This window comes from Massilia polaris, assembly GCF_012927275.1.
GTDB lineage: Bacteria > Pseudomonadota > Gammaproteobacteria > Burkholderiales > Burkholderiaceae_D > Telluria_A > Telluria_A polaris.
The window spans coordinates 174,308-196,239 of sequence record NZ_JABBGG010000002.1 but is presented as its reverse complement, the minus strand read 5'-3'; the positions used below and the strand labels follow the sequence as shown (position 1 = coordinate 196,239).

22 protein-coding genes are annotated in these 21,932 nt (G+C 65.0%); 10 read left to right on the top strand and 12 right to left on the bottom strand.

Annotation, left to right across the window (positions count from 1 at the left end; translation table 11 throughout):
• Positions 1 to 41: 41 nt before the first annotated feature.
• Entirely contained in the window at positions 42 to 1,124 is a 1,083-nt protein-coding gene (locus tag HHL21_RS04675) for an HAF repeat-containing PEP-CTERM protein (protein WP_169464093.1), read from the top strand.
• Here the strand turns inward: HHL21_RS04675 and HHL21_RS04670 are convergent.
• The 8 genes from HHL21_RS04670 to HHL21_RS04635 all read right to left on the bottom strand — a co-directional run bounded on the left by HHL21_RS04670 (position 1,099) and on the right by HHL21_RS04635 (position 9,751).
• On the bottom strand, positions 1,099 to 1,551 hold the full coding sequence (locus HHL21_RS04670) for a GNAT family N-acetyltransferase (protein WP_169464092.1): 453 nt from the start codon (positions 1,549 to 1,551) through the stop codon (positions 1,099 to 1,101). The two genes, HHL21_RS04675 and HHL21_RS04670, sit on opposite strands and share 26 nt — an antisense overlap.
• Before the next feature lie 70 nt (positions 1,552 to 1,621).
• Entirely contained in the window at positions 1,622 to 3,214 is a 1,593-nt protein-coding gene (gene gshA, locus HHL21_RS04665; protein ID WP_169464091.1) for a glutamate--cysteine ligase, read from the bottom strand.
• Between the two features lie 101 nt (positions 3,215 to 3,315).
• The gene (locus HHL21_RS04660; RefSeq protein ID WP_169464090.1) at positions 3,316 to 5,103 is read right to left on the bottom strand and encodes a DUF885 domain-containing protein; all 1,788 of its coding nucleotides are present in this window, start codon (positions 5,101 to 5,103) and stop codon (positions 3,316 to 3,318) included.
• A 59-nt stretch (positions 5,104 to 5,162) separates the two neighbouring features.
• The gene (prmC, locus tag HHL21_RS04655) at positions 5,163 to 5,984 is read right to left on the bottom strand and encodes a peptide chain release factor N(5)-glutamine methyltransferase (protein ID WP_169464089.1); all 822 of its coding nucleotides are present in this window, start codon (positions 5,982 to 5,984) and stop codon (positions 5,163 to 5,165) included.
• Entirely contained in the window at positions 5,984 to 6,454 is a 471-nt protein-coding gene (locus tag HHL21_RS04650; protein WP_169464088.1) for a disulfide bond formation protein B, read from the bottom strand. The genes prmC and HHL21_RS04650 overlap by 1 nt, the downstream gene beginning before the upstream one ends.
• 63 nt (positions 6,455 to 6,517) lie before the next feature.
• Positions 6,518 to 7,594 (bottom strand): peptide chain release factor 1, encoded by a 1,077-nt coding sequence (gene prfA, locus HHL21_RS04645; RefSeq protein ID WP_169464087.1) that lies wholly within the window; start codon positions 7,592 to 7,594, stop codon positions 6,518 to 6,520.
• A gap of 88 nt (positions 7,595 to 7,682) precedes the next feature.
• Positions 7,683 to 8,957 (bottom strand): glutamyl-tRNA reductase, encoded by a 1,275-nt coding sequence (hemA, locus tag HHL21_RS04640; protein WP_169464086.1) that lies wholly within the window; start codon positions 8,955 to 8,957, stop codon positions 7,683 to 7,685.
• Positions 8,958 to 9,061: 104 nt separating this feature from the next.
• Positions 9,062 to 9,751: a response regulator transcription factor gene (locus tag HHL21_RS04635; protein WP_169464085.1), complete on the bottom strand. Its 690-nt coding sequence runs from the start codon at positions 9,749 to 9,751 to the stop codon at positions 9,062 to 9,064.
• 244 nt (positions 9,752 to 9,995) lie between these two features.
• Here HHL21_RS04635 and HHL21_RS04630 point away from each other — a divergent pair, with 244 nt between their 5' ends.
• Positions 9,996 to 10,499, top strand: coding sequence for a hypothetical protein (locus tag HHL21_RS04630; protein WP_169464084.1), 504 nt, complete (start codon positions 9,996 to 9,998; stop codon positions 10,497 to 10,499).
• A 42-nt stretch (positions 10,500 to 10,541) separates the two neighbouring features.
• Here HHL21_RS04630 and minE read toward each other — a convergent pair whose 3' ends face one another.
• Genes minE through minC form a run of 3 tightly spaced genes read right to left on the bottom strand, consistent with a single transcriptional unit; the run spans position 10,542 to position 12,410 of the window.
• On the bottom strand, positions 10,542 to 10,793 hold the full coding sequence (gene minE, locus HHL21_RS04625; RefSeq protein WP_169464083.1) for a cell division topological specificity factor MinE: 252 nt from the start codon (positions 10,791 to 10,793) through the stop codon (positions 10,542 to 10,544).
• A 1-nt stretch (position 10,794) separates the two neighbouring features.
• Entirely contained in the window at positions 10,795 to 11,610 is an 816-nt protein-coding gene (minD, locus tag HHL21_RS04620) for a septum site-determining protein MinD (RefSeq protein WP_169464082.1), read from the bottom strand.
• 26 nt (positions 11,611 to 11,636) lie between these two features.
• A complete protein-coding gene (minC, locus tag HHL21_RS04615) occupies positions 11,637 to 12,410 on the bottom strand; it encodes a septum site-determining protein MinC (protein WP_169464081.1) in 774 nt (257 codons plus the stop codon).
• Positions 12,411 to 12,727: 317 nt separating this feature from the next.
• On the opposite strand from minC, the gene HHL21_RS04610 reads away from it, so the two are divergent.
• The 8 genes from HHL21_RS04610 to HHL21_RS04575 all read left to right on the top strand — a co-directional run bounded on the left by HHL21_RS04610 (position 12,728) and on the right by HHL21_RS04575 (position 20,712).
• Entirely contained in the window at positions 12,728 to 13,906 is a 1,179-nt protein-coding gene (locus HHL21_RS04610) for an acetyl-CoA C-acetyltransferase (RefSeq protein ID WP_169464080.1), read from the top strand.
• A 46-nt stretch (positions 13,907 to 13,952) separates the two neighbouring features.
• Positions 13,953 to 14,693 (top strand): acetoacetyl-CoA reductase, encoded by a 741-nt coding sequence (phbB, locus tag HHL21_RS04605; RefSeq protein WP_169464079.1) that lies wholly within the window; start codon positions 13,953 to 13,955, stop codon positions 14,691 to 14,693.
• A gap of 140 nt (positions 14,694 to 14,833) precedes the next feature.
• Positions 14,834 to 15,325 carry a GNAT family N-acetyltransferase gene (locus tag HHL21_RS04600; protein ID WP_229496043.1) on the top strand — a complete coding sequence of 164 codons (492 nt, stop codon included), beginning with the start codon at positions 14,834 to 14,836 and terminating at the stop codon, positions 15,323 to 15,325.
• Positions 15,298 to 16,614, top strand: a complete 1,317-nt coding sequence (locus HHL21_RS04595; protein ID WP_169464078.1) for an amino acid deaminase — start codon at positions 15,298 to 15,300, stop codon at positions 16,612 to 16,614. Before HHL21_RS04600 ends, HHL21_RS04595 begins: the two co-directional genes overlap by 28 nt.
• A gap of 38 nt (positions 16,615 to 16,652) precedes the next feature.
• The gene (gene pip / locus HHL21_RS04590) at positions 16,653 to 17,609 is read left to right on the top strand and encodes a prolyl aminopeptidase (protein WP_169464077.1); all 957 of its coding nucleotides are present in this window, start codon (positions 16,653 to 16,655) and stop codon (positions 17,607 to 17,609) included.
• A 68-nt stretch (positions 17,610 to 17,677) separates the two neighbouring features.
• The gene (locus HHL21_RS04585) at positions 17,678 to 18,136 is read left to right on the top strand and encodes a DUF2721 domain-containing protein (RefSeq protein WP_169464076.1); all 459 of its coding nucleotides are present in this window, start codon (positions 17,678 to 17,680) and stop codon (positions 18,134 to 18,136) included.
• Between the two features lie 15 nt (positions 18,137 to 18,151).
• A complete protein-coding gene (locus HHL21_RS04580; RefSeq protein WP_169464075.1) occupies positions 18,152 to 18,604 on the top strand; it encodes a hypothetical protein in 453 nt (150 codons plus the stop codon).
• 74 nt (positions 18,605 to 18,678) lie between these two features.
• Positions 18,679 to 20,712, top strand: a complete 2,034-nt coding sequence (locus HHL21_RS04575; protein ID WP_169464074.1) for an NADPH-dependent 2,4-dienoyl-CoA reductase — start codon at positions 18,679 to 18,681, stop codon at positions 20,710 to 20,712.
• A 48-nt stretch (positions 20,713 to 20,760) separates the two neighbouring features.
• Here HHL21_RS04575 and HHL21_RS04570 read toward each other — a convergent pair whose 3' ends face one another.
• Positions 20,761 to 21,882 (bottom strand): beta-ketoacyl-ACP synthase III, encoded by a 1,122-nt coding sequence (locus HHL21_RS04570; protein ID WP_169464073.1) that lies wholly within the window; start codon positions 21,880 to 21,882, stop codon positions 20,761 to 20,763.
• Positions 21,883 to 21,932 lie beyond the last annotated feature (50 nt).

Below are 21,932 nucleotides of genomic sequence, written 5' to 3'. Positions count from 1 at the left end.
TCGCCAGCATGCTTGGGATTCCACCCGAAAGGAATCCCGCCATGTTTTTCAAAGCCAACTTCGCAGGCATGCTCGCAGCACTTGTGCTGGGGGCGTCCGCGGCGCACGCCGCGCCCTTGTATTCCATTACGGCCCTGCCGGCCAACACCTTCGCCTACGCGATTAACAACGCCGGCCAGGTCGGCGGCGATGTCGGCGTGGGCGCCGAGGGCCATGCATTCATCTGGGCGGCCGGCGTTCTGACCGACCTGGGCTCGGCCGGCACCGCCAGCAGCGCACGCGCGGTCAGCCGCAACGGACTGGCGGCGGGCTTTACCACCTCAAGCGAGCAGAACCGGGCATTCGTGCACGACGGCACTGGCTTGATTCGGCTCGGAACGCTTGGCGGCGCCAACAGCACGGCGCACGCGGTCAACGCCCTGGGGCAGGTTGCCGGCCAGTCGAACAACGCCGCCGGCGAATTCCGCGGCTTTATCTATTCTGGCGGCACGATGACCGACCTGGGCACGCTGGGCGGGAATTTCGCCTATGCCGCCGCGATCAACCATGCCGGGCAGGTGGTCGGCGAGTCGGCGTTCGATCCGGAACGGGTGTCAGCCGTCCATGCCTTCATCTATGAAAACGGTTCGATGCGCGACCTCGGCACCCTCGGCGGAAGCCTCAGCAGCGCGGCCGCCATCAACGATGCCGGACAAATTGCCGGCCACTCCTATACCGTGGGCAGTGTGGAGCACGCGTTCCTGTACACCGGCGGAATGATGATCGACCTCGGCACCCTGGGCGGCGGGCGCAGTTTCGGCTACGGCATCAATGGGCTGGGGCAGGTGGTCGGCAGTTCCGGCCTGGAGGGCGATCTCGACATGCACGCCTTCATCTACAGCGCCGGCGCGCTGACCGACCTGAACGCGCTGATCGACCCGGCTTCGGGCTGGGTGCTGCACGAGGCGCGCGGCATCAACGACCTGGGGCAGATCGCGGCCTTCGGCTGCATGGGCGAGAACTGCCAGGCGGTGCTGCTGGACCTGGTGCCGCAGGTGCCGGAGCCTGCCGCTGTGCTGCTGATGCTGGCAGGACTCGGCGCGCTGGCGGCAGGACGGGTCAGCGCAGCATCTCGACGTGCATGATGCCGTCTTCGTCGTAGGGTTCGGACACGGTCTTGAAGCCGAAGCCGGCGTAGAACGCTTCAAGGTACTGCTGCGCGCCGATACGGATGCGGTGGCCCGGGTACAGCTGTTCGGCGCGGGCGATCCCTTCGGCGAGCAGCTCGCGGCCGATGCCGGTGCCGCGCGCGGCCTGGGTCGACAGCACCCGGCCGAGCGACATTTCAGTGTACTTCACGCCCGGCGCAATCACGCGCAGGCTCGCGCCCAGCTGGCGCTTGCCGTCGATGATCCTCCAGCCCAGCAGGTGCCAGGCATCCTGGTCGTAGCCGTCCAGGTCCGGATACAGGCATTGCTGTTCGAGCACGAACACGTTCTGGCGCTGGGCCAGCATTGCATAAAGGTCTGCGTTGGGGAGGTCAGCAAAGCTGCTCCACTGCCATTCGGTCATGCTGGACATCCTTGTAAAACTTTGCTGCCTGTGGTGTTCGTTGTAGAAGGCGACCACGAAGCACTCCTGCTCATTCGCCGCACAGGGTACTGCTGTTGTAGGCGGCGACGAAGTCGTCGAAGTTGCCGGTGTCGGCCTGTTCGATGCGTGCCTGTTCGGCCAAAGACACGGCCGCCATCTCGGCGAACATCGCCTCCTCGGCCGGCATCAGCGGGGACTCGCGGAAGTACGCGGCATGCAGTTCGCTCTGGCGCAGTCCGAAGGCCGCGCTGGAGCCGAGCGCGCGCACTTGTTCCAGCACGCGCGCCGACGGCGTCAGCGCCGGGTTGGCGACTTTCGCTTCCTGCACCGCCAGCGATGCCGCGTGCACGCCGGCTTCGTTGTGCTGTTCGTCGAGCAGCGCAGCGACCGGGCGGATGCGGTCCATCAGTTCGCGCGCCCAGTCCTGCAGCGTGACTTCCTCGCCGCCGCGGGTCAGCATCAATCCCGGCTTGCGGCCTTCCTTGACGGTGTCGGCGAAGTTACGCGCGTGGACCTGGCTTTCGATGGCGTCGATGAGCGGGCTGTCGTCGAGCGCGCAGAACAGCAGGAAGGTGTCGAGGAAGCGGCCGGTTTCGACACTGATGCCGACCGGCTCGAACGGATCGACGTCGAGGCAGCGCACTTCGATGTACTGCACGCCGCGACGGCACAAGGCCTGCACAGGGCGTTCCCCGGTGCGGATCACGCGCTTCGGTCGGATCGTCGAATAGTATTCATTCTCGATCTGCAGCACGTTGGTCGACAGCTGGATCCATTCGCCGTCCTTCTTGGTGCCGAGCTCCTGGTACGGCGCGTATGGGCGGTTGACCGCATCCATCAGCGTCGTGACATAGCTCTCCAGCGAATTCTCGTGCGGGGTCAGGCCCGATTGCGCGGCGTTCTGGTAACCCAGGTCGCTCATGCGCAGGCTGGTCGCGTACGGCAGGTACAGGGTGTCCCCGGACAGCGTCTCGAGGTCGTGCCGGCGTCCGCGCAGGAAGCTTTTCGACAGCGCAGGCGAGGCGCCGAACAGGTACATCAGCAGCCAGCTGTAGCGGCGGAAGTTGCGGATCGTGGCGATGTAGCCTTCGGACTGGAAGTCGCGCAACGGCCGGCGGCGTTCCTCCGGAATGCCTTCGTTGGCCGACAGAAGCTGCCAGAATTTTTCAGCCAGCGAGTAGTTGTAGTGGATCCCGGCGATGCACTGCATCGCCTTCCCGTAGCGCAGCGCGAGGCCGCGGCGGTACACGTTCTTGAGCGTGCCGATGTTCGAGGTGCCGTAGTACGCGATCTCGATATCTTCTTCGGCCGGCAGCTCGCAGGGCATCGACTCGCTCCACAGCATCTCGTCGCCCATGTGCTGGTAGGCGAAGCGGTGGATAGCGTCGAGCTGGTTGAGCGTGGTGCCGATGTCGTTTTCGGCCGGGGTGATGAATTCCAGCAGGGCTTCGGCGTAGTCGGTGGTGATCTGCGGATTGGTCAGCGCGGATCCCAGCGCGACCGGATGCATCGTCGCGGCGAGGTTGCCGCGCGGGTCGACGCGCAGCGTTTCGCGCTCGATGCCGCGCAGCCCCTCGCCCAGCACGGAACGGCGTTCGTCGTCGTCGAGAAGCGCCAGGCGGCGGCTTAATTGGTTGGACACTTGGGATCCTTTCTTCTACTGCGTGTTGTAAGTTGTGCAGAGATTAACCGAAAATCGGAGAGCGCGTCTGGCGCCCTGCGATTTTGCCGGGCCACCCCATTTCAGCTGCCATTGGCGGCGCGCGGCGGCGCCGGATGGGACGCCGCTTCCAGCGATTCTTCGATCCAGCGCCCGACCAGCCTTTCCATAATCGGCAGCGGCAGCGGGCCGTTGCCGAGCAGCGCTTCGTGGAACTGGCGCACGTCGAAGCGCTCGCCCAGCACCATCTGCGCGCGCGCCCGCAGCGCCTGGATGCGCAGCTGCCCGGCCTTGTAGGCCAGCGCCTTCGCGGGCTGCGCGATGTAGCGGTCGACCTCGATTTCGTTGTCGGCCGGCGCGTTGGCGGTGTTCGCGTTCAGGTAGTCGGCCGCCTGCTGGCGCGACCAGCCCATCGCGTGGATGCCGGTGTCCGCCACCATCCGCGCCGCGCGCAGCAGTTCCGAGTTGAGCTGGCCGAAAGCGGAAAACGCATCCTTGTAGAAGCCCATCTCGTAGCCGAGCGATTCGGCGTACAGCGCCCAGCCCTCGCCGAAGGCCGGATACCATGCATGGCGCCGGAACGCGGGCAATCCGGCCAGCTGGTGCGCGCGCGCGACCTGCAGGTGGTGGCCCGGCACGCCTTCGTGCAGGGCCAGCGACTCGATCTCCCAGATCGGGCGCGCATCGAGCCGCGCGGTGTTGACGACCAGCCCGGCCGCGCGTATCGCGCTGCCTTCTTCGTAATAGGCGCCGCCGAGCGCGTCGCCGTTTTCCCGCGCCGCCGGCTTGACCACCAGTTCTTCGGCGGGCAGCGTCAGGAACAGGCGCGCAAGCTGCGCGTTGGCGCGGCCCATGACGCTGCGGTAGCGCACCAGCAGTTTTTCCGGCTTCGTGTAGAACAGCCGCTTGTCGCTGTTGGCGAAGGCCGAGAACTGGGCAAACGTTCCGGTAAAGCCGGTGCGTGCGATCACGCCGCGCATGTTCGCGCGGATGCGCTCGACTTCGCGCAAGCCCAGCGCGTGCACTTCGGCTGGCGTCGAGGCGCCGCCGGTTTGCTGCGCCACCAGCAGCGCGTAGTATTCGGCGCCGCCGGGCAGGGCGGATGCGGCGATGGCGTCGCGCGCGGCCGGCAGGTATTCGTTGCGGATGAACGCTTCCAGCACCTGCAACGCCGGCGCAACCTTGATGCGCAGCGCAGCCGGCCCGGCGGCCGCGAGTTCCTCACGAAGCGCTGGCGTGATCGTCGCGGGTATGGCGGCGAAAGGCGCGGCCAGCGCGCCGCTCTCGATCGACTCGCGCATCGCCCGCAGCATGGCGGGCACGCCGGCAATGGTGGTCTTCGGCGCGACCCAGCCGGTGACCATCCCTTCGCGCATCTGCTCGATCAGGCCATCGACATGGGCCGGGACGGCGTCCAGCCGCGCGAGGTAGTTGCGGTAGTCAGATTCGGACGTGAACGGCATCTGCGCGACCATCTGCGCGAAGCGGATATGCAGTCCGTCCTGGTTCGAGATCGGCTGCAACTGGTATGGGTAGAAGGCCAGCTGTTTCAGGATCTCGTCGTGCTCGTGGATGAACAGTTCGAGCGAGAGCCGGTCCTGTGCCGGCAGGCGTTCGGTGACGATGGCGCGCGCCTGCTGCAGCATCGCGCGGTGGTGCAGCAAGGCGGCGCGGCTGGCGGCCAGCGAGCTGTCGGACAGCGCATTGTTGAAGCGGTGGTCGCCAATGGCCGTGGCGTATTCGGGGCGGGCCCGCAGGCGCCATTGCCAGTCTGCCGAATAGAGCGAGCGCGCCGGTTGCTCCGCCGTGTCTGCAGCCGCGGCCACCAGCGGCAGCATGGAGACAACACAGATGGCCAACAGTTTGCGCATGCACGGCTCCCTTGGGTGGGTAGCCATTCTAGCAAAGGCGTTCATCGCGGGTAGCGCGCCTAAGGTGCGCGTCCGCCGGTGACGCGCTCGATGCCGGCAAGGTCGCGCCAGCTTGCCACGTCCACATAGCCCTGTTCGGCCAGCAAATCCCGAACCTGCGCGGCCTGGTCGTAGCCGTGTTCCATCAGCAGCCATCCGCCCGGCTCGATGTGGGCCGGGGCGCCCGCGATGATGATGCGCAGGGCCGACAGACCGTCCGCATGGTCGGTCAGCGCGCCGGCCGGTTCGAAGCGCAGGTCGCCCTGCGACAGGTGGATGTCGCCCTCGGCGATATACGGCGGATTGGACACCACCATGTCGAAGCGTTCGCCTTCGATCGCGGCGAACCAGTCGCTTTGCACGAAGCGCACGCGGGCGCCGTTGCTTGCGGCGTTCTGGCGCGCGACGTCGAGCGCGGCGGGGCTGACGTCGAGCGCGCTGACCTGGGCGTCGCGGCGCGTGTGGGCGACCGCCACCGCGATGGCGCCGCTGCCGGCGCCCATGTCGAGCACGCGGCCTTGCGGCGGCAGGCGCTCCAGCGCCAGTTCGACCAGCAGTTCGGTATCGGGGCGGGGAATCAGCACCGCATCGGTGACGCGGAAGTCGAGCCCGAAGAACTCGCGCCGCCCGACGATGTAGGCGATCGGCTCGCCCTGCAGGCGCCGTTCGACCAGCGCTTCCAGCGCGGCCGCTTCAGCATCGGTGATGGTGCGTTCGGACTGGGTGATCAGGCCGACCCGCGAGAGGCCGAGCGCATGGCACAGCAGGATGCGGTTCTCCAGCGCTTCAAGCGGCAGTCCCGCCTGCAGCGCCGCGACCGTGGTGCCGGCCTCGATGTCCATCAGCGGCTGCGGCGCACCAGCGCGAACAGCAGGGCGATCGTCACGAGCGCGAACCAGACGCCCGACCACTGCGGGATCGACAGGCCGAACAGGGTGTCGCGCGCGTCTTCGCACAGGCCCTCGGCGCGGAACAGCCACGGCATGAATTCAGCGGTCGGGATCTTGTTGAGGAAGGTCTCCATCGGGTCGATGCCGCACGAGAAGCCGGGGTTGGCCAGCACGTACAGGTGCTTCGCCACATAGCCGACGCCGGTCAGCGCACTGGCCGCGGCGACCGCGGTCCAGATCTTCGGCTTGTTCGAAAACGCCGCCACCAGGCTGAACATGCCCGCGCCCAGGAAAGCGTAACGCTGGATCACGCACAGCGGGCAGGGAAGCATGTCCTTCCCGTGCTGCAGGTAGAGGGCGGCGCCGACCAGCGCGAAGCAGGTTGCGGCCACGGCCAGGAGCAGGGTGCGGTTGTTGGGCATCGTCTCTTCCAGTGAATGGTTGTTAAATTTTTCTTATTATTGCTGAGCAAACTTATTGCTGGCTTAATCGCCCAGCGCCGCCAGCAGTTCGGCCTGGTGCTCGGCGGCCAGCGCGTTGGTCAGCTCGGTCAGCTCGCCGTCCATGATGAAATCGAGCTTGTACAAGGTCAGGTTGATGCGGTGGTCGGTCATGCGGCCCTGCGGGAAGTTGTAGGTGCGGATACGCTCGCTGCGGTCGCCCGAGCCGATCAGGCTCTTGCGGGTGGCCGCTTCCTTCGACTGCTGCTCGCGCAGCTGCACGTCCTTGATGCGCGCGGCCAGCACCTTCAGCGCCGACGCCTTGTTCTTGTGCTGGCTGCGGTCGTCCTGGCATTCGACCACGATCCCGGACGGCAGGTGGGTGATGCGCACCGCCGAATCGGTCTTGTTGATGTGCTGCCCGCCGGCGCCCGAGGCGCGGTAGGTGTCGATGCGCAGGTCGGCCGGGTTGATGTTGACGTCCTCGACTTCATCGGCCTCCGGCATCACGGCGACCGTGCATGCGGAGGTGTGGATGCGGCCCTGGGTTTCGGTGGCCGGCACGCGCTGCACGCGGTGGCCGCCCGACTCGAACTTGAGCTTCGAGTAGGCGCCGTTGCCGACCAGGCGCACGATGACTTCGCGGTAGCCGCCCAGGTCCGACGGCGACTCCGACACCATCTCGACCTGCCAGCGGTTACGTTCGGCGAAGCGGGTGTACATGCGCAGCAGGTCGCCGGCGAACAGCGCCGATTCGTCGCCGCCGGTGCCGGCGCGGATCTCGAGGAAGATGTTGCGCTCGTCGTTGACGTCCTTCGGCAGCAGCATCTTCTGCAGGTCCAGCTCCAGCCCCGCCACGCGGTCCTTGCCCGCTTCGATCTCTTCCTGCGCGAAGTCCTTCATGTCCGGGTCCTGCAGCATCTCCTGCGCCTCGGCGATGTCGGCCTGGGCGCGCTGGAAGTCCTTGTACAGCGCCACCAGCGGGCCGATCTCGGCGTGCTCGCGCGTCATCTTGCGGTAGCTGTCCATGTTCGACGTGGCTTCCTGGCGCATCAGGAGTTCGTCCAGTTCCACAAGGCGGTTGGCCAGTTGGTCCAGCTTGGCCAGCATCGATGGTTTCATAAGGCTGTTCTAAAGAGTGTGGGGGATGCGCGCGGTGCGCGGCCATGCGAGGCGCCGCTTTCGGGAGCGGCGCAAATACTGGAAGGCGCTAACGGCGGCCGCGGAACAGCTGCGGCAGCAGCGAGGCGAGGCGGGCGCGCTCGTCGCCCTGGGCACGGTGCAGCGCCTGCTGCGGGCCGTGCAGGAACTTGGCGGTGAGGCCCTTCGACAGCGCTTCGAGCACTGCTTCGACGTCGTCGCCGCGCGCCAGCATCTTGCGCGCGCGTTCGAGTTCGAACAGGCGCATCGCTTCGCTGTTTTCCTGGATGTCCTGGATGACCGGTACCACGGCGCGGTCGTCGATCCAGTGCATGAACGACTGCACGCGCGTTTCGATGATGGCTTCGGCCTGCGAGACGGCGGCCTGGCGGCTCTCGAGGCCGGTCTGTACCACCTGGCCGAGGTCGTCGACGGTGTACAGGAAGGCGTCGTCGAGGCGCCCGACTTCGGCTTCGATATCGCGCGGCACCGCCAGGTCGACCAGGAACATCGGCTTGTGGCGGCGCGCCTTGAGCGCGCGCTCGACCAGTCCGAGGCCGATCAGCGGCAACGTCGACGCGGTGCACGAGATGACGATGTCGAACTGCGGCAGCTGCTCCGGCAGGGCCGAAAGCGCGATGGCGCGGCCATTGAAGCGGTGCGCCAGCGCTTCGCCGCGCTGCATGGTGCGGTTGGCGATGGTGATGCTTTTCGGGTTCTGCGCGGCGAAGTGGGTCGCGCACAGTTCGATCATTTCGCCGGCGCCGATGAACAGCACGTTCTGGTCGGCGACCTTGTCGAAGATGCGCTGCGACAGGCGCACCGCGGCGGCGGCCATCGAGACGCTGTGGGCGCCGATTTCAGTGGTGCTGCGCACTTCCTTGGCGACCGAGAAGCTGCGCTGGAACAGCTGGTGCAGATAGGTGCCAAGGCCGCCCGCTTCGTCGGCGTGGCGCACCGCGTCCTTCATCTGGCCGAGGATCTGCGGCTCGCCCAGCACCATCGAATCGAGGCCGGAGGCGACGCGGAACGCATGGCGCACCGCTTCGCCCTGCGGCAGCATGTACAGGTGCGGGCGCAGCTCGGAGAAAGCGAGGCGGTGGTAGCTGGCGAGGAAATGGGCGCTGGCGTCGAGCGGGTCGGCGACCTGGCTGGCCGCGTACATTTCGGTGCGGTTGCAGGTCGAGAGGATGGCCGCTTCGTCGCTGCCGTGCGAATCGAGTTTGGCAAACCAGCCGCGCGCAGCCTGCACCGCCTGGCCGAGCTGGTCAGGCGCAAGCGCCAGTTGCTCGCGAATCGAGACCGGTGCGGTGGTGTGGTTCAGGCCAACGGCGAGGAGTTGCATGTATGTACATTATGCGGTGCGGTGCAGCCATTATACCGTGCCGGACAAGGTCCCACATCGGAACAGCCCGGTATTGGCACTATGAAAAGCCGGATCGGCGTGACTTACGCGCCGAGTTTTTCCAGCCGGTAACCGTAGCTGTAGACAGGTACCAGCCGGAAGCCGTTTTCTGGCTTGAGCTGGAGCTTGTTGCGGACGCGCGAAACGTGGGTGTCCATGGTGCGCGACGGCACTTGCGTTTCGCGGATCCACACCGCTTCATGGATGTAGGCGCGCGACAGCGGGCGGCCGATGTTACGGAAGAACAGCAAGGCCAGGTAAAACTCCTTGTGCGTGACGTCGATGACGGCACCGTCCATCAGCAGGCGGCCCGGGCGCGTTTCGAACACGTAGGGACCGAACTGCAGCATTTCCGCACCATTCTGGGACGGGTAGGCGCGCCGCAGCATCGCCTGCACCCGCGCCACCAGCTCGCCGCGGCGCAGCGGCTTGATCATGTAGTCGGTGGCGCCCGCGCCGATGCCGGCCACGATGTCGTCTTCGCCCGAGCTGCTGGTCAGGAACATGACCGGCATATTGCCGGGCATCTTTTCACGCGCCTTGCGCACGACGTCGGCGCCGTCCATGTCGCCGACCTGCCAGTCGAGGATCAGCATGTCGGTACTGTCCTTGCGCAGGTGCGCAAGCAGCTCCTTCCCGCTGTCCCAGGACTGGCAGGAATGGCCGGCGGCAGTCAGTACCTGGCATATCAGGTCCGCCTGGCTGCGATCGTTGTCGAGGACTGCGATTCTCATGATGGAAGAGGTCTGACGTAAATCGCCATTGTAGGATACATCCTACAAATATTTAAAGAATAGTTACTCGAAATATAACAGGCTTTTACAAATAAGACACATAAGAGACACTTCTTTACCCAAACGCCTGCAAGCAGCCGGGCGGCCAGCCGTGCTCCGTACTAAATTTATAACAAGGTACACTGTATAAAACCGCGATATCAGTAATTATAAATCTTCAGAGAAACATTCAGGGAGAACGAGCATGACAAGCGTTGCGGCGGCGCAGTGGGGAACAATCCCCGTGAATACCAAGGAAATCAATGACGTACGTGAACGCTGCCGGCGCCTGGTGCGGCGCAAAGCCGTCATCGCGGCCGGCGTGTCGGCCGTGCCGATCCCGGGAATCGACGTGGTGTCCGACCTGTCGCTGTTCGCCAAACTGGTCGACGAAGTCAATACATCGTTCGGCCTGACGGCGGAGCAGATCGACCGCCTGCAGCCCAGCCACAAGCTGATCGCCTACAAGGCGGCAGTCGGCATCGGGGGTATGTTAGTGGGAAAGATTGTGTCGCGCGAGCTGCTGCTCGGCGTCTTCAAGCGCATGGGCGTGCGGTCGGCGGCCAAGTCGGCGACCAAGTTCGTGCCGATTGCCGGGTCGATCGTCGCGGCGGGCATTGGATTTGCCGTGTTCCGCCACCTCGGCTACAAGCACGTCGAGGCGTGCGCCAATGTGGCGCGCGAACTGTCCGGCGCGCAGCCGGCGTAGGCAGTCCGGCCGCCCTTTCGCAGGCGCGGCCGGCCAGGCCGGTTAGTTGTCCGGCAGCACCACGTTTACGTCGAGCACTTCAAGGTTGCCCTGGCGGTCCAGGGAAATCTTGATGTCGTCCGCATTGACCTTGGTGTATTTCGAAATCACTTCGATCAGCTCGCGGTGCAGCGCCGGCAGGAAGTCGGGGCCGGCGCGGTGGGTGCGTTCACGCGCGATGATGATCTGCAAGCGTTCCTTGGCGGCGGTCGCGCTCTTCGGCTTCGGAGGGAACAGGAATGAGAGCAGGGCCATGTCACTTCGTCCCAAAGATGCGCTGCAGCAGCCCCGGCTTTTCGTAGCTGGTGAAGCGCAGCGGCACGTCTTCGCCGAGGAAGCGCGAAATCACATCTTCGTACGCCTCGGCAACGTCGGTACCTTTGAAATGGATGGCCGGGTTGCCCTGGTTCGATGCGTGCAGCACCGATTCGGATTCCGGGATGATGCCGATCAGCGGGATGCGCAGGATTTCCTGCACGTCCTGGTAGGACAGCATTTCGTCCGCTTCGACCCGCTTCGGCGAGTAGCGCGTGATCAACAGGTGCTCCTTGACCGGCTCGGCGCCGGTCTGGGCGCGGCGCGACTTGGCCTGGATGATGCCGAGGATGCGGTCGGAATCGCGCACCGACGATACTTCCGGGTTGGTCACGATGACCGCTTCGTCGGCGAAGGTCAGCGCCATCAGGGCGCCGTGCTCGATGCCGGCCGGCGAATCGCAGATGATGTACTCGAAGCCCATGTTGATCAGCTGGTTCAGCACGCGCTCGACGCCTTCTTCCGACAAGGCATCCTTGTCGCGGGTTTGCGAGGCCGGCAGGATGAACAGGTTGTCGCAGTGCTTGTCCTTGATCATGGCCTGGTTCAGGGTCGCTTCGCCATTGATCACATTAATCAGGTCGTACACCACGCGCCGCTCGCAGCCCATGATGAGGTCGAGGTTGCGCAGGCCGACGTCGAAGTCGAGCACCGCGGTCTTGTGGCCACGCATGGCCAGCCCGGTGGAGAAGCTGGCGCTGGAGGTGGTCTTGCCGACGCCACCTTTGCCGGACGTCACAACAATAATTCTTGCCACAGAAGGTCCTTTTCAGTATCTGGTTTTCAGGCGCGGGTAGCCGAACTGAGCGATAGTATATCGAGTCGGTCTCCGTGCAAACGGATTTGTGCAGGCCGCAAGGCCAGTTCAGGCGGGAAACCTTCGTCGAAGGTACGGTACACCCCGGCGATGGAAACCAGCTCCGGCTGCATCGACAGCGCGAAAATGCGCGCTTCCGCATTGCCGGAGGCGCCGGCCAGGGCACGCCCGTGCAAGGCGGCGTACACGTGGATGCTGCCGTCGGCGATGATTTCAGCGCCATTGTTGACGACAGCGGTAATGATCAGGTCGCAGCCGCGCGCATACACGCGCTGGCCGGCGCGCACCGGGGTATCGACGATCATCGCGCCGAGTGGCGCCGCGGCGACTGGCGCCACAGGGGCGGCAGGGGCGGATGCGGGCGCCGGGACCGGCGCCGCCGGCGCCGCTTCGGCTTCGTCGCGCGGCTTGACGCCGCTGCTGCCGTCGTCGATCGACAGGCCGCGCGCGCGGATCGCCTCGGCCATGGCCGGGGTGGCGCCGCGTACCGCGACCGCGTTCAGGCGGTATTTCTTCAGGACATCAACGAGCTGGTCCCAGTCGATGTGGCTCACGTCGGCGGCGATCGCGCCGACGTCGATCACCGCGAATTCATCTTCGAAGAAGTCGGACACGCCGCCCGTCATCTGCTTCAGGGCGGCGTCGATGGCCAGCGGCTCGGCCGAATGCAGGATCGTGGAGATCGCAACGACGGTGGAAATCTTGATTTCGATGGGCAGTTGGGACGGGCTTTTGAGCATAAATATCTGGCTGGGGGTTCGGCGCCATCGGTCGTTCCTGACGGCAACTAAGCCCGGCGGATGCAGGGCCCGTGCATTCTACTGTGAAATTTGCCTGAACGGGAGCATGGGACAAGACGGGCGGACCTGCGGCCCCGGCATGTATAGGCAATTTCCGGAAAATTGACTTGCCCGCGACAGTAGATTTTCGTGAATTAGCTGATAAGATTGATTTTGCTCAAACGCGGGCCAGATCAGCAATTTAGGATAGATAACTTTGCCGCCTGGGCGCAGTGCCCTGAAACCCTTCGGCCAGTGGCCGGAACATGGAGAAATACATGGAAGACGTCGTAATTGTGGCCGCCGGCCGAACCGCAGTCGGCAAGTTTGGCGGCACGCTATCCAAGATCCCCGCTGCGGAGCTGGGCGCCCACGTAATCCGCGGCCTGCTGGCAAAAACCGGCATCGACCCCGCCACCATCAGTGAAGTCATCCTTGGCCAGGTGCTGACCGCCGGCGTCGGGCAAAACCCGGCGCGCCAGGCGGCGATCAAGGGCGGCATCCCGAACATGATCCCGTCCTACACCATCAACAAGGTGTGCGGCAGCGGCCTCAAGGCCACCCACCTGGCGACTCAGGCGATCCGCTGCGGCGACGCCAGCATCATCATCGCCGGCGGCCAGGAAAACATGAGCGCGTCGCCGCACGTGCTGAACAACTCGCGTGACGGTTTCCGCATGGGCGACGCCAAGCTGGTCGACACCATGATCGTCGACGGCCTGTGGGACGTCTACAACCAGTACCACATGGGCGTGACCGCCGAAAACGTCGCGAAGAAGTTCGAAGTCTCGCGCGCCGAGCAGGACGAGTTCGCGCTGCAGTCGCAGCTGAAAGCCGAAGCGGCGCAGAAAGCGGGCAAGTTCAAGGACGAGATCATCGCGCTGGAAATCCCGTCGAAAAAAGGCGCGGTGATGTTCGACACCGACGAGTATCCGAAGCATGGCGCGACGCTTGAATCGCTGTCCGGCCTGCGCCCTGCGTTCGACAAGGCGGGCACGGTCACCGCGGGTAACGCATCGGGCCTCAACGACGGTGCGGCCGCGGTCATCATGATGACGGCCTCGAAGGCGCGCGAACTGGGGCTGACCCCGATGGCGCGAATCAAGGCGTATGCGTCGTCCGGCGTGGCGCCTGAAATCATGGGCATCGGCCCGGTGTCGGCATCGACCCTGTGCCTGCAGAAGGCCGGCTGGACGCACCAGGACCTCGACCTGATGGAGATTAACGAAGCGTTTGCCGCACAGGCGATCGCCGTCAACCGCCAGATGGGCTGGGACACCAGCAAGATCAACGTCAACGGCGGCGCCATCGCCATCGGCCACCCGATCGGCGCATCCGGCGCGCGCATCCTGGTGACCCTGCTGCACGAGATGGCGCGGCGCGACGCCAAGCGCGGCCTGGCGAGCCTGTGCATTGGCGGCGGCATGGGCGTGGCACTGGCAATCGAGCGCGACTGAACGTAGAGAGTAGTTATGGATCACCTATAAAAACTGGAGAAGACACATGGCTAGAGTGGCATTGGTAACTGGCGGTATGGGCGGCTTGGGCGAGGCAGTATGTTTCAAACTTGCCGCGCTGGGATACAAGGTCGTGACGACGTATTCGCCTGGTAACAGGAAGGTCGAATCGTGGCTCGCTTCGACGAAAGACATGGGCTACGGGTTCAAGGCCTACGAGTGCGACGTGGCGGACTACGATTCGGCGCAGGCCTGCGTGACCAGGGTCGAGAAGGAAGTCGGCCCGATCGACGTGCTGGTCAACAACGCCGGCATCACGCGCGACATGACCTTCAAGAAGATGGACAAGCCGAACTGGGATGCGGTGATGTCGACCAACCTCGACTCCGTGTTCAACATGACCAAGCCGGTCTGCGACGGCATGGTCGAACGCGGCTGGGGGCGGATCATCAACATCTCGTCGGTCAACGCATCGAAGGGCGCATTCGGCCAGACCAACTACTCGGCGGCCAAGGCCGGCATGCACGGCTTCACCAAGGCGCTGGCGCTGGAAGTGGCGCGCAAAGGCGTCACCGTCAACACCATCTCGCCGGGTTATATCGGCACCAAGATGCTGACCGAGATTCCGAAGGAAGTCCTGGAGACCAAGATCATTCCGCAGATCCCGATGGCGCGCCTTGGCAAGCCGGAAGAAGTGGCCGGCCTGGTGGCTTACCTGGCGTCGGACGAAGCGGCATTCGTCACCGGTGCTAACATCGCGATCAACGGCGGCCAGCACATGTCGTAAGCGCTCAGCCAGACGTACACCGTCATTCCCGCGCAGGCGGGAATCCACGCCGCCCATGAACCGGGGTGCTATGGATTCCCGCCTTCGCGGGAATGACGCATTTTGTGCCGTACTTTTTCTTGTTACATCCGTTAACGTCAATGACCATAACCAGCTACCGCATCGCGTGCTCGCGCGACATCCCGGCAATGTCGGCGATCCGCCTTGCCGTCGTCGAAAACCAACTGCGCGATCCTGCGCGCATCACGCCGAAGATGTACGCCGACTATCTCGGGGCGCTGGGCCGTGGGTGGGTGTGCGAACGCAGTGGCGTCATCGCGGGCTTTGCCTATGCAAGCCGCGACGACGGCTCGATCTGGGCGCTGTTTGTCGACCCGGCGCATGAGGGGTCTGGCATCGGCAAGCAGTTGCTGGCGCTGGCGACCGGCTACCTGTTCGAACAGGGGCATGCGAAGGTCGTGCTCAGCACAGGACCAGGCACGCGCGCCGACCGCTTCTACACCGCGCAGGGCTGGCGGCGCAGTCATGGCGACGGCGCCGCCGAAGCCTTTTTTACACTGGACCGGCCCAGCCATGCGGCCAGCCAAAAAGCAGAGGTAACACCATGTTCACACTCCAGCGGGGCGGCATGACACTGTCGTCACTCGACGAACGAGTGCTGCATCCCGGCGTCAAGGGCCTTCCGATTACCGAGCCGCTGCGCCAGGGCGCGATCGGCGTGCAAGGCTGGAATGTGCTGAACGCGGATACCAGCTTCCCCGTTGCAGTGCTCAAGACGTCGGCGCTGCAGCATAACCTGGACTGGATGCGCGCATTCTGCGACCGCTACGGCGCGACGCTTGCGCCGCACGGCAAAACCACGATGAGCCCGCAGCTGTTCGGCGCCCAGCTGGCCAACGGCGCCTGGGGCATCACGCTCGCCACCGCAGCGCAGGTCCAGGTAGCGCACCGCTTCGGCCTGCGGCGCGTGCTGCTGGCCAACCAGCTGGTGGCAAAGGCCGACATCAACAGCGTGCTGCACCTGATGCGCGGCGACCCGGACTTCGAGGTGTCCGCACTGGTCGATTCGCTCGACGGCGTCGCGCGGCTCGGTGAAGCCGCAGCCGCGCAGGCGCTTGCGCGCCCGCTGCCATTGCTGGTCGAACTGGGCCTGCCCGGCAAACGCGCCGGATGCAGGAGTCCGGAGCAAGTGATGGCGGTCGCGCGCGCAGTCGCCGCCACGCCGGGCCTGCAACTGGCCGGCATCGAAGGCTATGAAGGCCTGCTGGTCTCGAACGACCGCGAAGCCGACGTGCGCGAGGTAGCAGCCTTTGTCGCGCGCATCGCCCAGCTTGCGCGCGATGCCGACGGCGAAGGCTTGTTCGGCAGCGCCGAGATCCTCGTGTCCGCAGGCGGTTCGGCCTATTTCGACCTCGTCGCGCGCGGCTTCAACGGCATGCGCGGCCTGTCGCGCCCTGTCCGGCCGGTGTTGCGCAGCGGCTGCTACCTGACCAGCGACCACGGCTCCTACCAGCGCCTGATCGGCGCGCTCGACGAACGCGAAGCGCGCGGACCCGGGTTGCGTCCCGCGCTGGAAGTCTGGAGCATGGTGCAGTCGCGGCCGGAACCGGGCCTCGCGATCCTCACGATGGGCAAGCGCGACGCCTCTTACGACATCGACCTGCCGCTGCCGCTGTATGCGCACCGGCCCGGCCCCGGCGCGCCGACTGTCCTGCCCGAGGGCTGCAGCATCGTCAAGATGAACGACCAGCACGCGTACCTGCAGCTGCCGGAAGGCGACCCGGTGTGCGACGCGCTGGTCGTCGGCGACCTGGTCGGCTGCGGCATTTCGCATCCCTGCACGACCTTCGACAAATGGCCGCTGCTGCTGGCGGTGGACGACGCATACAACGTGCACCATGCGGTGAATACGTTTTTCTAGTGCGCTACAATCCGGACTCGACCACCACGAGACCAGCCATGCCCGCGAATCCGACATCCCTGTTTCCCCCGATCCTGCCGACCCGGCAAGGCATGCTCGAAGTCGACGAGCTGCACACGATCTACTGGGAGGAGGTCGGGAATCCGGAAGGCGTGCCGGTCGTGTTCCTGCACGGTGGTCCGGGCGCCGGCCTGTCGCCGCAGCACCGCCGCTTCTTCGACCCGCAGCACTACCGCGTGATCCTGTTCGACCAGCGCGGCGCCGGCAAGTCGACGCCGCTCGGCGAGTGGCGCAACAACACCACGCAGCTGCTGATCGAAGACATCGAAAAACTGCGCGTCAGGTTCGGCATCGACAAGTGGCTGGTGTTCGGCGGCTCGTGGGGATCGACGCTGGCGCTGGCTTACGGCGAAGCGCATCCCGAACGCTGCCTTGGCTTCATCCTGCGCGGGATCTTCCTGTGCACGGCCTCTGAAGTCGACTGGTTCCTGAACGGCGTGCGCTGGTTCTACCCCGAGCTGTACGACGAATTCGTGGCGCCGATTCCCGAGGCCGAGCGGGGCAACCTGCTCAAGGCGTACAGCGAGCGCATGCTGGGCACCGACCCCGAAGTCTACTGGCCTGCCGCGCGCGCGTGGAGCCGCTACGAAGGCCGCCGCGTATTCCTGCTGCCACAGGAAGAAGAACCTGCATCCGACACGCTCGACCTGGGCGTCGGCCGGCTCGAATCGCACTACATGGCCAACCTTGGCTTCTTCAGCGACGACCAGCTGGTGAAAAACGTCGGCCGCATCGCCCACCTTCCAGCCGTGATCGTGCAGGGCCGCTACGACGTGATCTGCCCGCCGCTGTCGGCTTACCGCCTGCACCAGGCCTGGCCCGAATCGCGCCTGCGCATGATTCCGGACGCCGGCCACGGCGCGCTGGAAGCGGGCATTTCGAAGGCGCTGGTGGCCGCAACCGAGCAGTTCAAGCGGATGGGCCGCTTCGACTAAGCCCCTGTCCGGCCGGGGCGCCTGATACACTAGCGCCACAAGACCGATAAAACAACGTTGCCTTACCCATGAACATCCAGATTAGCGACATAGGCCACGTCATCCAGCTGGCGATTGCACCGGTATTCCTGCTGACCGGCGTGTGCACCATGCTGATGGTGCTGACCAACCGGCTGGCGCGCATCATCGACCGCTCGCGGGTGCTGGAAGACCGGCTCGAGATCGCCGCCCATGATCCCTACTTCGACGAACTCGACGTGCTGGACCGGCGTTCGCACCTGATCAACTACTCCATTACGCTCAGCACGACCTGCGGGTTCCTGATCTGCCTCGTCATCGCGCTGCTGTTTGTCGGCGACACGACCAACCTGCCGCTCGACCGCTACGTCGCCGGCCTGTTCGTGCTTGGCATGTTCGCCCTCATTGGCAGCTTCGCCTACCTGCTGCGCGAAATCTTCATTGCGTCGACGGCGATGCGCGCGCGGCGCCATATGCGTCCGCGCCGCATGCGCGCCGATGGCTCTTAACCGAAAAAATTATCTATGCACGATTACAAACGCCCACCGACCCTGTACCGCTACTCGCTGCGTTCGGAACTCGAACTGTCGCTGAAGGAAGGCGCGTTCATGCTGACCTCCGCGAATAACTTCCTGACCCTGTCGTTCTCCAGATCCTGGGACAAGTCGCTGTTCGACGTGCACACGGCCGACAGCTGCCTGGTCATCCACAACACCGAGGAATTCGGCGAGCGCCTGCACCGCGCGGTGCAGCGCACGCTGCCCAACTGGGCCGGCATCGACGGCGCCGTCGAATACGGCGTGCGGGCCGCACTGGGCGCGGCGTTTACCAAGTCCAGCGCCGAAGCCGACGAGCAGGAATGGCTGTTCGCATGGCGCGCGATGTCGCCGAAAATGAGCATGAACCCGGTCACGGTGCGGATCGGGAATACCGAAAGCTTCGCAGAGCTGCGCGGACGCGACTACTACGCAGCCTGACAGGCTAGCGATTAGAACCCGGCATCTACACGAATCGGGTTCTAATGGGGATTGGCGTCGATACTACTAAAATAATGACCACTCCCAGCTACCCGCACCTTCTCGCCCCGCTCGACCTCGGCTTCACCACGCTGCGCAACCGCGTCATCATGGGCTCGATGCACACCGGGCTCGAAGACCGTTTCTACAACTACGGCAAGCTGGCGGCGTTCTACCGCGAACGCGCGCGCGGCGGCGTCGGACTGATCGTCACCGGCGGCATCTCGCCGAATCGCCAGGGCTGGCTGCTGCCGTTCGGCGGGACGATGAATTTTGCGGGCGACGTCATCAACCACCGCCGCGTGACGAATGCGGTGCACGAAGAGGGCGGCAAGATCCTGATGCAGATCCTGCATTCGGGCCGTTACGGCTACCAGCCGTTCGTCGTATCCGCATCCAGCGTCAAATCCCCGATCTCCAGGTTCAAGCCGCGCGCGCTGAGCGAAGAGGGCATCGAGGCCACCATCCGCGACTACATCCGCTGTGCCAGGCTCGCCAAAAAGGCCGGCTACGACGGCGTCGAGGTGATGGGCAGCGAAGGCTACCTGCTGAACCAGTTCCTGTGCGCGCGCACCAACCTGCGCACCGACCGCTGGGGCGGCAGCATCGAGAACCGCATGCGCCTCGCCGTCGATATCGTCGCGCGCATCCGCCGGCAAGTGGGCGAAGACTTCATCATCATGTACCGCCACTCGCTGCTCGACCTGGTCGATGGCGGCAACAGCTGGGAAGAAGTGGTCGCGGTCGCGAAGGCGCTGGAACAGGCCGGCGTCACGATCCTCAATACCGGCATCGGCTGGCATGAGGCGCGGGTGCCGACCATCGTCACCTCGGTGCCGCGCGCGGCCTTCGCCAGCGTGGCCGGGCGGCTGCGGCGCGAAGTGAAGGTGCCCGTGGTGGCGTCGAACCGGATCAACATGCCGTTCGAAGCGAACGACATCATCGAGCGCGGCGACGCCGACCTGATATCGATGGCGCGGCCCTTCCTTGCCGATCCGTTCTTCGTTGCCAAGGCGGCGCAAGGGCGCGCTGACGAGATCAACACTTGCATCGGCTGCAACCAGGCCTGCCTCGACCATACCTTCGCGAACAAGCGCGCCACCTGCCTGGTGAATCCGCGCGCCTGCTACGAGACGGAGCTGGTGTATTCGAAGGCCAGCGTGGTGCGCAAGGTGGCGGTGGTGGGCGCCGGGCCGGCGGGACTGTCAGCGGCGACTGTCGCGGCGGAGCGCGGGCACGATGTGACGCTGTTCGATTCCAGCGACAGCATCGGCGGCCAGTTCCGCATCGCGATGCAGATCCCGGGCAAGGAAGAATTCGCCGAGACCATCCGTTATTTCGGGCGCCAGCTCGAACTGGCTGGCGTGAAGCTGCGCCTCGGCCAGCGCGTCGCGCGCGATGAACTGGCGGCCGCGGGATTTGACGATGTGATTGTGGCGACCGGTATCAAGGTGCGCATGCCTGCGATCGACGGCATCGGCCACAAGAGCGTGCTGTCGTATATCGATGTGCTGCAGAAGAAGGCGCCGGTGGGCAGGCGCGTGGCGATCATCGGCGCGGGCGGCATCGGGTTCGATGTGGGGGAGTACCTGGTGCACAATGCCTCGCATCCGCTGCCGGTGCCGATCCGCGAGTGGACGGGCGAGTGGGGCGTGGACCTGAATGCGATCACGGCGGGCGGACTGGTGAAGCCGGTGGAGCCGGAACCGGCACGCAAGGTGTATCTCATGCAGCGCAAGGCGTCCAAGCCGGGGGCTGGGCTGGGCAAGACGTCGGGGTGGGTGCACCGCGCGACCCTGGTGCGTAACGGCGTGGTGATGATGGCGGGGGTGCAGTACAACCGCATCGACGACCAGGGGCTGCATGTTACGGTCGGCGGCGAGGAGCGGCTGATCGCGGTGGATAACGTGGTGATCTGCGCGGGACAGGACAGCCTGACCGAGCTGATGCCGCCGGAAGGCGCGACCGGCGGGCCCAGGTTCTACAAGATCGGCGGGGCGGCGCTGGCGGCGGAACTGGATGCGAAGCGGGCGATCAGGGACGGGGCGGAGGTGGCGGCGAAGCTGTAACGCCGTTCCCGCAGGGCCGCCGAGGCGTCCGCGGGAACGACGGTTCGATTATTTTTTTCGCACTACCACGCAGCCAATCGAATAGCCGGCGCCAAACGAGCAGATCACGCCATTCGCACCCGACGGCATGTCCTCATGGTGCGTGTGGAACGCGATGATCGACCCCGCCGACGAAGTATTCGCGTAGGTGTCGAGGATCACAGGCGCCTCGTCCGGCCCGGCGTCGCGGCCGAGCAGCATGCGCGCGATCAGCTGGTTCATGTTCAGGTTCGCCTGGTGCAGCCAGAAGCGCGAAATGTCCGATACCTGCAGGCCCGCGCGTTCCACCGTCTCCTTGATCATCTCGGCGGCCATCGGGCACACTTCCTTGAATACCTTGCGGCCCTGCTGGCGGAACAGCTTGTCGGCCTTGCCCACGCCAGACTCGTCGAAGCGGTTCATGAAACCGAAGTTGTTGCGGATGTTGTTCGAGAACTGGGTCTTGAGCTTCGATTCGAGAATCTCGAACTGGTGGCGGCCCTTCGCCGTCTCTTCCGCTTCGATGATGATCGCCGTGCAGGCGTCGCCAAAAATGAAGTGGCTGTCGCGGTCGCGGAAATTGAGGTGGCCGCTGGTGATCTCCGGGTTCAGCACCAGCACCGCGCGCGCCTGGCCGCTTTGGACCGCCGACATCGCGGTCTGGATGCCGAAGGTGGCCGACGAACAGGCCACGTTCATGTCGAAACCGAAGCCCTGGATGCCAAGCGCTTCCTGCACTTCGACGGCCATGGCCGGATAGGCGCGCTGCATGTTGCTGCAGGCGACCACCACCATGTCGATGTCGGCAGCGGCGCGGCCGGCGTTGTCGAGCGCCTGGTGCGCGGCCCTGACGCAGATTTCCGCTTGCAGCGACAGTTCGTCGTCGCCACGCTCGGGAATGCGCGCGGTCATGTGCTTTGGATCGAGGATGCCGGACTTCTCCATCACGTAGCGCGACTTGATGCCGGACGCTTTTTCGATGAAGGCGGCGCTCGACGGTTCGATCGCGGTCACCGTGCCTTCCGCTATCGCCTGCGCGTTTTCTGCGTTGAACAGTTCGGCGTAGCCGTTGAAGGCGGTGACCAGCTCTTCATTCGTGATCGAATTGGCCGGCGTGAAAAGGCCAGTGCCGCTGATGACGACTTTTTTCATAGGGAGACTTTCAAATTAGGTAAGCCGGGACGTGCCCGGCAGGCGGGATG